We start from the raw sequence: 13,020 nt of genomic DNA, 5'->3' as shown, positions 1-13,020 counted from the left end.
CTCAGCCAACGCTCAGCTTCCGGGCCGTACCGTGATCCGAATGAAATCGCCGTTGTCGGCCGCACGGGTCCGTCGTGCCCTGCCCACCGGCCGTCGCGCGGTCGCCGCGTCGGTGGTCGTCGTCCTGCTGGCGGCGGTCGTCGGCTGGGCGGTCTGGCCGGACCGGCCGGATTTCCGCACCGAGTCGGCCATGCTCAGCGTGCGCTCCGGGCCGACCGGCGACGAGCCCGTCGACCTGGACACCACGTTCTACCTGCCGGAGGGCGCGTCGGCCGACCGGAAGGTCCCGGCCGTGCTGCTGGCCCACGGCTTCGGCGGTACGAAGGACTCCGTCCGCGCCGACGCCGAGGACCTGGTGGGCCAGGGCTACGCGGTGCTGACCTGGACCGCGCGGGGCTTCGGCCGCAGCGGCGGGCAGATCCACCTGGACAGCCCCGACTACGAGGTGCGCGACGCCCAGCGGCTGCTGGACTGGCTGGCCGCCCGCCCCGACGTGCGTACCGACGCCGCCGGTGACCCGCGGGTCGGGGTGGTCGGCGGCTCGTACGGCGGCGGCCTGGCCCTGCTGCTGGCCGCCCAGGACCCCCGGGTCGACGCGATCGTCCCCATGATCACCTGGAACGACCTGTCCCGCGCCTTCCTGCCGGAGAGCACCGGTAGGCCGGCCACCGAGGGCGTGTTCAAGAAGGGCTGGGCCGGCATCTTCTTCGGCGGCGGTGGCAGCGCCGGCTCCGGCCCGGCCGGGCTGTCCGGCAACACCGCCGCCGTCCAGCCGGAGGGCGCTCCCGCGTCGGCCGGTGCGCCCAGCCCGCAGCCGGGCAACGGGCCGGGCAGCCGGTCGCCGCGCGTGCCGGGGGCCGCCGCCGACCCGGCCTGCGGCCGGTTCGCCGCCGACGTCTGCGCCGCGTACCTGCGGATCGCCACCACCGGGCGGGCCGACCAGGCAGCGGTGGACCTGCTCCGGCGCTCCTCCCCGGCCGACGTGCTGGGCCGGATCAAGGCCCCCGCCCTGCTGGTGCAGGGCGAGGCGGACACCCTCTTCCCGCTCACCGAGGCGGACGCCAACGCGCGCGGCATCGCCGCCGCCGGCACCCCCGTGCGGGTGGCCTGGTTCACCGGCGGTCACGACGGCGGCGCCGGCCCGACCAGCGACTCCGACCGGGTGAAGTACCTGACCGTGCAGTGGCTCGACCACTACGTCAAGGGCACCGGCGCGGCCCCCGGCGACGACTTCACGTTCTCCCGGATCGCCGGCTTCGACGCCCTCGACCGGGGACTCGTCGCCACCGGGTACCGCACCGCCGACTATCCCGGGGTGACCGGGGACGCCAGGCGCGAGGTGCCGGTGACCGGGCCGGCCCAACCGGTCGCGAACCCGCCCAACGGCAACCCGGCGGCGATCTCGGCGATCCCGTTCGCCGGGTCGCTCGGCTCCCTGCTCGACGGGGTCGCCGGCGACGTGCCCGGCCAGCACGCCCGGTTCGAGTCGACGCCGCTGGCCGAGGCGGTGGACGTGGTGGGCGCGCCCACCGTCACCGTCCGGGCCGCGTCGGCGACCGGCGAGGCGGTGCTGTTCGCCAAGCTCTACGACGTCGACCCGGCCGGTGCGGCGACGCTGCCCGACGGGCTGGTCGCACCGATCCGGTTGACCGGGCTGCCGGCCACGATCGACGCCGCGCAGCCGGTCCAGGTGACCCTGCCGGCGATCGTCCGCCGGGTCGAGGCCGGGCACCGGCTGCGGGTGGTGCTGGCCACCGCCGACCAGGCGTACACGACGCCGGCCGCACCGGCCGTCTACACGGTGGCGGTCGACGGGGCGGTGAGCCTGCCGACGGTCACCGCCACCCCGATCCCGACCACCGCGACGGTGTGGCGCTGGGTGCTGGTCGGCCTGCTGGCCGCGATCCTGGTCGGGCTCGTCGTGGTCGTCGCCGTGGTCCGCCGCCGGCACCGCCGCCAGGACGACTCCGTCCACCCCGAGTACGCGGGCATCCCGCTCGCCGTCCGCGACCTGCGCAAGGAGTACGCGGACGGCTTCGTCGCGGTGTCCCGGGTGGACTTCGAGGTGCACCCCGGCCAGGTGATGGGGCTGCTCGGCCCGAACGGCGCGGGCAAGACCACCACCCTGCGGGTGCTGATGGGGCTGACCCAGCCGACCGCCGGGGAGATCTACGTCTTCGGGCACCGGCTGGTGCCCGGCTCGCCGGTGCTGTCGCGGATCGGCGCGCTGGTGGAGGGGCCCGGTTTCCTGCCGCACCTGTCCGGCCTGGACAACCTGAAGGCGTACTGGCGGGCGACCGGGCGGCCGTGGGCCGACGCGCACTTCGACGAGGCGTTGGAGATCGCCGGTCTGGGCGACTCGGTGCACCGGCGGACCAAGAACTACAGCCACGGCATGCGGCAGCGGCTGGCCATCGCGCAGGCCATGCTGGGCCTACCGGAGCTGCTGGTGCTCGACGAGCCGACCGACGGGCTGGACCCGCCGCAGATCGCCGAGATGCGCCGGGTGCTCCAGCGCTACGCCACCGACGGCCGGGCGGTGCTGGTCTCCAGTCACCTGCTGGCCGAGGTGGAGCAGACCTGCACGCACGCGGTGGTGGTCAACAAGGGCCGGATCGTCGCCGCAGGCCCGGTGGAGGAGATCGTCGGCGAGTCGCCGAGCACCCTGTTCGAGGTGACCGACCAGGCCGCCGCGCGGGAGGTGCTGAGCCGCCTCGACGCGGTGCAGGTGCTGACCGCCGACGACGCCGGTGCTCTGGTGGTGGACACGAACGGGACCGCCCGCAGCGAGGTGGTGGCCGAGCTGGTCCGGGCGGGGATCGGGGTGGACCGGGTGGTGCCACGGCGTCGCCTGGAGGACGCGTTCCTCGCCCTGGTGGGCGAGAACTCTCGGGGAAGCGGTGACCGGTGATGGCAGGTTCTTCGGTGGGCACGCCGTCGGGCGGCGCGGCTGCGCGTGGCGGGGCCCCGGACGGGACCGCCACCGGGGCGTCCGGGCCGGGCGGGGCGGCGGCCGGGTACCGGCCGGGGGCGACCCTGCCGTTCGGGGCGGAGTTCCGCCGGCAGGCGTCGCGGCGGCGGACCCAGTTGGCGCTGGGATTCATGGTGCTGCTGCCGTTGATCATCCTGGTGGCGTTCCAGTTCGAGTCCGGGGACGACGACGGCGGGGGCCGGGGCGAGTTCGCCAGCCTCGCCGACCTGGCCACCTCGGGCGGGCTCAACTTCACCCTCTTCTCGATCCTGGTCTCGGCGTCGTTCCTGCTGGTCGTGGTGGTGGCGCTGTTCTGCGGTGACACGGTCGCCAGCGAGGCGAGCTGGGGCAGCCTGCGGTACCTGTTGGCGGTGCCGGTGCCCCGGGCCCGGCTGCTGACGGTGAAGCTGCTGGTGGCGCTGGCGTACTCGGGGCTGGCCCTGCTGTTGCTGGCCGGTACGGCCCTGCTCGCCGGCACCCTGCGCTACGGCTGGTCGCCGCTGACCAGCCAGGTCGCCGCCGAGCTGACCCCGACCGAGGGGCTGGTGCGGCTGCTGGCGGTGCTCGGCTACCTGGCGGTCGTGCTGCTGGTGGTGGCCGGGCTGGCGTTCCTGCTGTCGGTGGTCACCGACGCCGCGCTGGGCGCGGTCGGTGGCGCGGTGCTGCTGTGGATCCTGTCCAGCATCCTGGACCAGATCACCGCGCTGGGTGTGCTGCGCGACTTCCTGCCGACCCACTACAGCAGCGCCTGGTTGGGCCTGCTGTCCACCCCGATGCAGACCGACGACGTGGTCCGGGGCGCGATCTCGGCGGTCAGCTACGCCACCCTGTTCTGGGGCCTGGCCTTCTGGCGCTTCACCCGCAAGGACGTCACGAGCTGAACCGGCCCGTCGGACGGGCCGCCCTGCCCGCCCCGTCGGACGGGGTCGCCGTCGCAACGGGGCCGATGGTGCGGTGTCACTGCCGTTGGATGCCGCGACATCGGCCCCGTTGGGGTCGATCACGACCTCGATCACGACCGGGTCGCGGGGCAGGTCAGGAGGGGCCGGGGAGGGAGACGGTGACCACCAGGCCGCCGTCGGGGCGGGGCACGGCCCGCACCGTCCCGCCGTGGGCGCGCGCCACCGCCCGGACGATGGACAGTCCCAGGCCGAAGCCCCGCTGACCGGCGACCCGTTCCCGGTTGAGCCGGCGGAACGGCAGGAACATCGTCTCGACCTCGTACCCGGGCACCACCGGCCCGCTGTTGCTGACGGTGAGGGTGGCCCGGCCGTCGACCACCGCCGTGGCGACCGAGAGCCAGCCGTCGACGTCGACGTTGTGCCGGACGGCGTTCTCCACCAGGTTCTGGGTGAGCCGTTCCAGCAGCACCGGGTCGCCGGCCGTACGCGCCGGGGCCAGTTCACGGGTGACGGCGAGCGTGGTCGACCGGGCGGTCTGCTCCGCGACGTGCCCGGCGATCTCGGCGAGATCCACCTCGGCGTGTTCGGCCAGGGCGTTCTCCGAGTCGGCGAGGGTGAGCAGCCCGTCGATCAACCGTTCGTGGCGTTCGTTGACGGCCAGCAGGGTCTCCCCGAGCTGCCGCAGCTCGGGTGGGGAGTCCGGCCGGGTGATCGCCAGCTCCACCAGGGACCGGTTGATCGCCAGCGGGGTACGCAGTTCGTGCGAGGCGTTGGCGACGAAGCGCCGTTGCCCGTCGAAGGACCGGTCGAGGCGTTCGAGCATCAGGTCGAACGTGTCGGCCAGCTCCTTCACCTCGTCGGTCGGCCCGACCAGGGCGATCCGCTCGTGCAGCCCCCGGCCCGCGCCGTCGGCACCGGCGATCCGGCGGGCGGTGCCGGTGATCTGCTGCAACGGCTGCAACGCCCGGCCGGCGACCAGCCAGCCGAAGGCGACCGCGGCGATGGTCACCACCGCCAGCGCCACCCCGCCCTGGGTGAGCAGCGAGTCCAGGGCGTCGCGCCGGGCGTCGTCCTGCACCTGCCGGACGATGGTGCGCAGGTGTTCGGCCTGGTTGGCGCTGATCTGGGTGCCCTGCGGCAGCGAGATCGACTCCTTGCCGCCGCTGCCGCGCAGGTTGAACCCGAGACCATGGGCGAGCCGCTGGTCGACGAGCACGTACGTCACGGCGAGCAGCACGGTGCCGGCGAGCAGGAACAGGCCGCCGTAGATGAGGGTGAGCCTGGCCCGGATCGTCGGTTTCCTCATCGGATCTGGTATCCCACCCCGGGCACCGTCTCGATGACCGCCGGGTCGCCGAGCTTGCGGCGCAGCTTCATCACGGTGACCCGCAGCACGTTGGTCATCGGGTCGATGTGCTCGTCCCAGGCGCGTTCCAGCAGGTCCTCGGCGGAGACCACCGCACCGTCGGCGCGCAGCAGCTCGGCCAGCACGCCGAACTCCTTACGGGACAGCGGCACGAAGTGCCCGTCCCGGGTGACCTCCAGCCGGGACGGGTCCAGGACGATCCCGGCCCGGCTCAGCTTCGGCGGGGCGGCCGGGCGGGTGCGCCGGGTCAGCGCGTGCACCCGGGCGCTCAGCTCGACGAACGCGAACGGCTTGGTGAGGTAGTCGTCGGCGCCGATGGCCAGGCCGGCGACCCGTTCCCGCACGGCGGCGGCAGCGGTCAGCATCAGCACCCGGGTGTCCCGTTCGGCACGGACCAGCGCCCGGCACACGTCGTCGCCGTGCACGACGGGCAGGTCCCGGTCGAGGACGACCACGTCGTACCCGTTGACGCCGATCCGCTCCAGGGCCGCGTCGCCGTCGTACGCGACGTCGACCGCGAACGACTCCCGGCGGAGCCATTCGGCGATCGCGTCCGCGAGCAGCTTCTCGTCCTCGCACACCAGTACGCGCACCGTTCCATCCTCGCCTATGCCGGGATAACCACCGCGTTAACGCCATCGCTTATGCCCTGGATACCGCCTCAGGAGTTGAGTTATCCCTAATGCCGGCTCTCTGCCGGCCGAAGGGAGACCGACGATGCGACGAGATCCACTGCGACTGCTGCTGGCCCTGCCCGTGCTGGCGGCCCTGGCCCTGAGCGGCTGCCAGGGCGGGGGCGACGACGACCCCGGGGTGGCCACCGCCGGTGGCGGCGGCGCGGAACCCTCGGTGTCCGCCGCCGGGCTGAGCGACGAGCAACGCCAGCTCAAGTTCACCACGTGCCTGCGGGAACAGGGACTCGACGTACCGGACCCGCAGCCGGGGGAGAAGGGGCCCCGGTTCGACTCGGGGGCGGACATCGACCTGGGCAAGGTGCAGGCGGCGCTCCAGGAGTGCCGCGAGTACGCCCCCAACGGGGGGCAACCCCGGCAGCTCGACGCCGAACAGACCGAGCAGGTCCGCAAGCTGGCCGGCTGCATGCGGGAGAACGGTGTGCCGGACTTCCCGGACCCGTCCGCCGACGGGCGCATCCAGCCCGGCAAGGCCAACATCGACCTGAAGGACCCGAAGGTGCGGGCCGCGTTCGACAAGTGCCGGGAGATCATGCCCAACCTGGGTGAACGCCGGAGGACGTCATGAGCACCACGGCCCGCCCCGCCGAGTCGACCGTCACCGCACCCGACGAGCCACCGGCCCGGCGGCGACGCCCCCGGGTCGGGGTGCTCCTCGGTGCGGTCGCCCTGCTCGTCGTGGCGGTGGCGGTCGTCGCGGTCACCTCCGCCGCCGACGGCCGGGCCGACCGGTCCGCCGCCGTCGACCGGCCGCCGGCGACCGCCACCGTGACCCGGCAGACCCTGGTCGACCGGGAGACCAAGAACGGCGAGCTGGGGTACGGCACCCCGCGCGCCCGGGAGAGCCGGCTGGCCGGGACGGTCACCTGGCTCGCCCCGGGCGGCGCGACGGTCAAACGCGGCAAGGCCCTCTACCGGATCGACGACGAGCCGGTGGTGCTGCTCTACGGCGGTCTGCCGGCGTACCGGATGCTGCGCTCCGGGGTCAGCGGCACCGACGTCAAGCAGTTCGAGCAGAACCTCGCCGCGCTCGGGCACACCGGCTTCGACGTCGACGAGGACTTCACCTCGGCGACCGCCGACGCGGTCCGCGACTGGCAGGAGGACCTGGGCCTGCCGGAGACCGGTCAGGTCGAACCGGCGCGGATCGTCTACGCCCCCGGCGAGGTGCGGGTGGAGAGCCACGCCGTGGAGGTGGGTGACACCGTCGGCGCGGGCAAGGTGGTGCTGTCGACCACCGGCACGGCCCGGCTGGTCACCTGCACCCTGGACGTCGAGGACCAGCGGTTGGCCCGCAAGGGCGCGGAGGTGACCATCACCCTGCCGGACGGCACCCGCAGCACGGGTCGGGTCGACACGGTCGAGACCGTGGTGCAGACGTCGGCGGCGTCCGGCAAGGACCCGGAGACCGAAACCAAGATCGAGGTCACCGTCACCGGGGACGACCCCAAGGTGCTGGCCGGCTACGACAAGGCGGCGGTGGATCTGGGCCTGATCGCCTCGGAGCGTGCCGACGTGCTCTCCGTACCGGTCGCGGCGCTGCTCACCCTCGCCGAGGGCGGTTACGGGCTGCAGGTCGTGGAGGACACCGGCACCCGGATCGTCGCGGTGCGCACCGGCCTGTTCGCGGCCGGTCGGGTGGAGGTCTCCGGTGAGGGGGTCACCGCGGGGCTGACCGTGGGGATGCCCGGTGACTGACCCGGCCCGGGTCGCCGGCCCCGACCACGTGGTCGAGCTGCGCGACGTCACGAAACGGTACGGCGACACGGTCGCCGCCCTCGGCGGGGTGTCGATGACCGTCGACCGGGGTGCCCTGGTGGCCATCGTCGGCCCGTCCGGGTCGGGGAAGTCCACCATGCTCAACGTGATCGGCACGCTGGACCGGCCCAGCTCCGGCGCGGTCCGCATCGACGGGTACGACGCCGCCCGGCTGTCCGACCGGGAGTTGTCCGCGCTGCGGGCCAGCCGGATCGGGTTCGTGTTCCAGCAGTTCCACCTGGCTGCCGGCGTACCCCTGGTGGAGAACGTGGCGGACGGCCTGCTCTATGCCGGGGTGCCCCGGCGGGAGCGGCGGCGGCGGGCGGAGGCGGCGCTGCGACGGGTCGGTCTGGGGCACCGGCTGGACCACCGGCCGCACCAGCTCTCCGGCGGTGAGCGGCAGCGGGCGGCGATAGCGCGGGCGGTGGTCGGTGAGCCGCCACTGCTGCTGGCCGACGAGCCGACCGGCAACCTCGACTCCAGCTCCGGCGCGGGGGTGATGGAGTTGCTGCACGAACTGCACGCGGCCGGCACCACCGTCGTGGTCATCACCCACGACCGGGAGATCGCGGCGAGCCTGCCCCGGCAGGTGCAGATGCGCGACGGGCTGATCGTGGCGGACTCCGCCGCGCCGACCGAAGGGGTGCTCCGATGACCACGACCCCACTGCGGCCGACCGGCGCGCAGCGCAGGGGTGACGCCGGGCGACCGGAGCGGCTGCGACCGGCCCGGATGAGCCCACGGGACGTGCTGCGGGTCGGCGGCGTGGGGCTGCGTACCCGGCCACTGCGGGCGTTCCTGTCCGCCCTGGGCATCGCCATCGGCATCGCGGCGATGATCAGCGTGGTCGGCATCTCGTCGTCGTCCCGGGCCGACCTGGACCGGACGCTTGCCGCCCTCGGCACCAACCTGCTCACCGTCGCGCCGGGCAGCACGCTCTTCGGCGCGGACGCCCAGCTGCCGGTCGAGGCGGTCGGCATGATCAGCCGGATCGGCCCGGTACGCCAGGTGTCGGCCACCGCGCAACTGCCGGACACCCCGGTCTACCGGTCGGACCGGATTCCGGCGGCGGAGACCGGTGGCCTGGGCACCCAGGCGGTGGAGCTGGACCTCCTCGACACCGTCGGCGGTTCGCTGGCCAGCGGGACCTGGCTCAACGAGGCCACCGCGCGGTATCCGGCCACGGTGCTCGGGTCGGTCGCCGCGCAGCGGCTCGGCCTCGGCGCGGCCGGGCCGGACATCCAGGTGTACGTCGACGGGCGGTGGTTCACCGTGATCGGCATCCTGCGGCCGGTCCCGCTCGCCCCGGAACTCGACTCGTCGGCGCTGGTCGGCTGGTCGGCCGCGACCACCTACCTCGGCCTCGACGGCCACCCGACCCGGATCTACACCCGCTCGGTCGAGCAGCACGTCGAGGCCGTCCGGGCGGTGCTGGCGGCGACGGCCAACCCGGAGCAGTCCAACGAGATCCAGGTTTCCCGGCCGTCGGACGCGCTCGCCGCCCAGCAGGCCACCGACGAGGCGTTCACCGGCCTGCTGCTCGGGCTGGGGGCGGTGGCGTTGCTGGTCGGCGGGGTGGGGGTGGCCAACACGATGGTCATCTCGGTGATCGAGCGGCGGGCCGAGATCGGGCTGCGGCGGTCGCTGGGTGCCACCCGGGGGCAGATCCGGACCCAGTTCCTCGCCGAGTCGCTGCTCCTGTCGGCCCTCGGCGGCGTCGGCGGGGTGCTGCTCGGCGGCCTGGTCACCGCCGGTTACGCCAGCTCGCAGGGGTGGCCGACCGTGGTGCCGCTCTGGGTGGTGGCCGGCGGCATCGGGGCGACCATCGCCATCGGCGCCCTGGCCGGGCTCTACCCGGCGATCCGGGCCAGTCGGCTCTCGCCCACCGAGGCGCTCGCCGCCCCGTGACCGCCCGCCGCCCCGTGACCGACGGCCCGTGACCGCTCGCCGCCCCGTGACCGCCCGCCCGTGACCGACGGCCCGGCGTCGTCCGGTCGGCGACGTGCCCCCGGCCCGCGCGTCACACCCCTCTCCGGGTGTGACGCGCGGGCCGGGGTGGCCCGCCGGACGGTGGGGACCGTTCCGGCCGGCGGGCCACGGTCAACCGGCCTGGGTCACCGGCGGCTGACCTTGATCAGCTCCCAGCCACCCTTGGGGACGCCGGGCGTCGGGTCGGTACGCAGGTTCATCGGGTTCGCCATCCCGACGTAGAGCGTGGAGCCGTCCACGATCATGGTGCGTACCCCCTGGTTGAGCGGGTTGCCGAAGCCTCCGGTGTCGACCGCGCGGGCGGGACGGTCCGGCGCGTCGAACGCCCAGAGGTCGGAGCCGAAGGTGGGCGGGGTGGTGGCACCGCCCGCCGGAGGCGTCGGCAGTTGACCCTCCAGCGAGATGTAGGCGAAGTCCATGGTGCCGATGTAGAGCCGGCCGCCGGCCACCGCCATCTTCCAGGCGTACAGGTTGAACGGGTCGCCGAAGCCGGAACCGCCGTAGACCGGGGTCACGCCGGTGGGTGCCGGCGCCCAGGCGCCCACGCCGTTGTTCGCGGTCGGGTCGAAGGCCGGCAGGGTGGACTCGCCGTAGAGCGTCTCGATCCGTTCGTGCGCACCGCCGAGGTTCTGGCCCCGGAAGACGGCGAACGCCCGCTGGGTGTTCTGCACGGTGGCCTGGAGTTGCGCCTGGCTACGCGGCGGGTAGACCGAGACGTGCAGGGCGGTCGCCTGCAACGGCACGTGCATGGTGCCCCAGTAGAGCCGGCCGCCGAAGGAGGCGAGCCCACCGAGGGCGTACGCCCGGCGGACCACCGGGTCCGGCTCGTACTCGGCGGCCGACCAGACCTGCGTCCAGTTCCCGGCGTCCTGCGGGTTGAGCCCGGGTGCGCCGACGGCGAGCAGCGGGCTCATCCAGATGCTGGCCAGGTCGTTGGGGTCGTCGGCCGGGGGCGGTGCCAGCGGGGTGCCGCTGTCGCCGGGGGCCACCGTGGTGACCGCGGACGGGGCGACGGAGCCCTCGACGATCGCCTTGGGCCAGGTGGAGACGTAGAGCCGGCCCTGGTGTTCGGTGAGGTCGGCGACCTGGGTGGGCAGGTCGGCGACCTCGGTGAAGGTGAACGGGGTGGTGCGGTCGCCGGTCCAGCGCAGCACCTTGCCCGCCTCGCCACCGTTGACGCCCACGCCGACCCCGGCGTAGAGCGCACCGCCGGCCACCACCCAGTGCCTGATGTTCTCGTACGCGGAGAGGTTGGTCGAGCCGAGGTACCGGCCGGTGACGCCGTCGAAGGCGAACACGTTCACCCCGCCGATCACGCTGGGCCCGGCGAGCAGCACGACCCCCTGGTGGGCGGCGGCGCTGCGCAGCCCGGCGGTGGTGTTCAACAGGTTGGCGTCCGCCGGGGAGGCCGACGTGATGTCGGCGGTGCGCTCGACGAGCCGTTCGGTGGCCAGGTCGTAGGTGTAGACCTCGGGGGTGCGGTGGTCGCCGAGGGTGGCCGGCCAGGCCGGGTTGGTCCGGGCCGGCTGGCTCTGGTCGAACTCGCAGACGTAGTCGTCGTTGAGGATCGGCTCGCGGACCTGGTAGCCCTCGGGCTTGAGGCAGAGCACGTTGGCTCCGGTGCCGAACCAGAGCCGCCGGCCGACCTGGGCGAGCCCCCAGACGTACGACTGGTTGACCTTGGGCTGGCCCTCGGCGCAGGGCGGTCCGGGGGGATAGTCGACCCCGACCCCGGCGAAACACTCGTCGGCGGCGGCCTTGGCGAGCAGCCGTATCGATTCGGGCCGGGTGTCGGCGCTGGCCGGGGTGGCGAGAAGAGGTAGCAGAATCAGGGTGCCGAATGTGGCGAGCAGTCGTGACGGCAGGAGCGGTCGACGTCGCACGGTGGTCCTTTCCGTGAATGCCGGTCGAGGTGGCGTTCAGCCGGGACGGGGAGTGTTCATACCGCTCTCGACCAGGGAGAATGGGGGGTCGACGTGACGCACGGAATGGCAGCACCGGTCGCCTGGGTAACCTCGTCCGGTGGATGTGCGAAATTGCCGGCACGAGAATCGCGGGCCGGTCGGGTGTGGTGCGGTTACTGATGAATCCGGGGGTGGGTTCGCAGTTCCGGGCGTAACGTGGTGACGAGGTTAACGTATTACGGTGGCCGTTACCGCCATATGAGTTGTTAAGGATTATTGAACTGCCCGGGAGGCCGGTCGACGCGAGGGGCGGCGGTTCGGAAGCGACGTCGGGTGCCTCGACGCGGGTGCCGGGTGAATTGCTGATGGGTCCGGCTTTCGGGGTCTCCCGGGAATACCGTGCCAACCGGTTGCTGTCGTCCGAAGCCGGCGCGCGGGCCGCGGCGGTCGGTCGTGGGTGCCGCCTGCCGCTGCGGCGGGTGATGGGTCTCCGTGCCTGCCGGCGTGCTCAGTGGACGCGCACGTCGCACGGCGGTGGTGCGGTCGGGGCGACGGTCGGCAGCGGCGCTCGGGAGGTGTGCCGGCCGCGCCGCCCGGGGTGCGGCACCCGGGGTCGGATGGGGGTGCGGGTCGCCCCGCGAAGGGCCCACCGGAGACCACGCGAATTGTGCGCATATTCATTTACCATAAACATCGTGTATGAACTTGATGACAGTTCATTCATAGTTAACAATCATTACGCCCGGCACCCGCGTCGACCGCCGTCGGGGCGGTCGGCGCGGGTGCGGTGGGCGGGTCTGGTGCCGATGGGCCCGGCGTCGGGCCGGCGGGGGCGGCCCGCGGTGCGGGGGGTGGGGTATTGTCTCGCAACGGGATCTTCCCAGAAACAAAGAATTTATCGATTTAACTGCTTCGATGCCTCATCATGAGGGGAAGTAATCCCTTCCATGGAGGTTCCCATGAACGTCTCTCGGCTCGGCGGGCCGACCCTGTCCCTGTACCGCATGGTCATCGGCCTGCTGTTCATGCTGCACGGCCTGTCGTCGGTCTTCGGGTTGTTCGGCGGCAACCCGGTGACCGGCAAGGCCGTCCCGCTCGGCGCTTGGCCGGGCTGGTGGGCCGCGCTGATCCAGCTGGTCTGCGGCGCGCTGGTGCTGGCCGGTCTCTTCACCCGGCCCGCGGCGCTGCTCGCGTCCGGCTCGATGGCGTACGCCTACTTCGTGGTGCACCAGCCGGAGGGCCTGCTGCCACTGCGCAACGGCGGCGAGCTGTCCGCGCTGTTCTGCTGGTCGTTCCTGCTGATCGCGGTCCTCGGCCCGGGTTCCTGGGCGCTCGACACGCTGCTCGGCCGCCGGCGCTCCGACGCCCCGGCGGCCCCGGTCTCCGAGCCCGCCTCGGTGTCGGTCTGACGCGCTGACCCGGGTGGCCGGGACCGCCT

At 73.3% G+C, this 13,020-nt stretch carries 10 protein-coding genes; 7 read left to right on the top strand and 3 right to left on the bottom strand.

Annotated elements, in window-relative coordinates:
- The first annotated feature begins 40 nt into the window (after positions 1-40).
- Together ACN261_RS06335 and ACN261_RS06330 are read left to right on the top strand one after the other, a co-directional pair.
- The gene (locus ACN261_RS06335) at positions 41-2,911 is read left to right on the top strand and encodes an alpha/beta fold hydrolase (protein ID WP_421484387.1); all 2,871 of its coding nucleotides are present in this window, start codon (positions 41-43) and stop codon (positions 2,909-2,911) included.
- On the top strand, positions 2,911-3,852 hold the full coding sequence (locus ACN261_RS06330) for an ABC transporter permease (protein WP_421484386.1): 942 nt from the start codon (positions 2,911-2,913) through the stop codon (positions 3,850-3,852). Before ACN261_RS06335 ends, ACN261_RS06330 begins: the two co-directional genes overlap by 1 nt.
- A 154-nt stretch (positions 3,853-4,006) precedes the next feature.
- On the opposite strand, the gene ACN261_RS06325 is transcribed toward ACN261_RS06330, so the two are convergent.
- Positions 4,007-5,179, bottom strand: coding sequence for a sensor histidine kinase (locus ACN261_RS06325; protein ID WP_421484385.1), 1,173 nt, complete (start codon positions 5,177-5,179; stop codon positions 4,007-4,009).
- Positions 5,176-5,832, bottom strand: a complete 657-nt coding sequence (locus ACN261_RS06320) for a response regulator transcription factor (protein WP_421484384.1) — start codon at positions 5,830-5,832, stop codon at positions 5,176-5,178. The genes ACN261_RS06325 and ACN261_RS06320 overlap by 4 nt, the downstream gene beginning before the upstream one ends.
- A 124-nt stretch (positions 5,833-5,956) precedes the next feature.
- Here ACN261_RS06320 and ACN261_RS06315 point away from each other — a divergent pair, with 124 nt between their 5' ends.
- The 4 genes from ACN261_RS06315 to ACN261_RS06300 all read left to right on the top strand — a co-directional run bounded on the left by ACN261_RS06315 (position 5,957) and on the right by ACN261_RS06300 (position 9,597).
- Positions 5,957-6,499 (top strand): hypothetical protein, encoded by a 543-nt coding sequence (locus ACN261_RS06315; protein ID WP_425848883.1) that lies wholly within the window; start codon positions 5,957-5,959, stop codon positions 6,497-6,499.
- Complete coding sequence (locus ACN261_RS06310) at positions 6,496-7,629, top strand: peptidoglycan-binding protein (RefSeq protein WP_425848880.1); 1,134 nt, start codon at positions 6,496-6,498, stop codon at positions 7,627-7,629. Before ACN261_RS06315 ends, ACN261_RS06310 begins: the two co-directional genes overlap by 4 nt.
- 28 nt (positions 7,630-7,657) lie before the next feature.
- The gene (locus tag ACN261_RS06305; protein ID WP_363792820.1) at positions 7,658-8,344 is read left to right on the top strand and encodes an ABC transporter ATP-binding protein; all 687 of its coding nucleotides are present in this window, start codon (positions 7,658-7,660) and stop codon (positions 8,342-8,344) included.
- A 77-nt stretch (positions 8,345-8,421) separates the two neighbouring features.
- Complete coding sequence (locus ACN261_RS06300; RefSeq protein ID WP_421486936.1) at positions 8,422-9,597, top strand: ABC transporter permease; 1,176 nt, start codon at positions 8,422-8,424, stop codon at positions 9,595-9,597.
- A 206-nt stretch (positions 9,598-9,803) separates the two neighbouring features.
- On the opposite strand, the gene ACN261_RS06295 is transcribed toward ACN261_RS06300, so the two are convergent.
- Positions 9,804-11,561 (bottom strand): hypothetical protein, encoded by a 1,758-nt coding sequence (locus ACN261_RS06295; protein WP_425848877.1) that lies wholly within the window; start codon positions 11,559-11,561, stop codon positions 9,804-9,806.
- A gap of 980 nt (positions 11,562-12,541) precedes the next feature.
- Here ACN261_RS06295 and ACN261_RS06290 point away from each other — a divergent pair.
- Complete coding sequence (locus ACN261_RS06290; RefSeq protein ID WP_204924703.1) at positions 12,542-12,991, top strand: DoxX family protein; 450 nt, start codon at positions 12,542-12,544, stop codon at positions 12,989-12,991.
- Positions 12,992-13,020: the final 29 nt, after the last annotated feature.

This window comes from Micromonospora sp. WMMD723, assembly GCF_049863385.1.
Lineage (GTDB): Bacteria > Actinomycetota > Actinomycetes > Mycobacteriales > Micromonosporaceae > Micromonospora > Micromonospora wenchangensis.
Note: the sequence above shows the minus strand (reverse complement) of the source record. Positions and strands in the feature narration are given on the sequence as shown.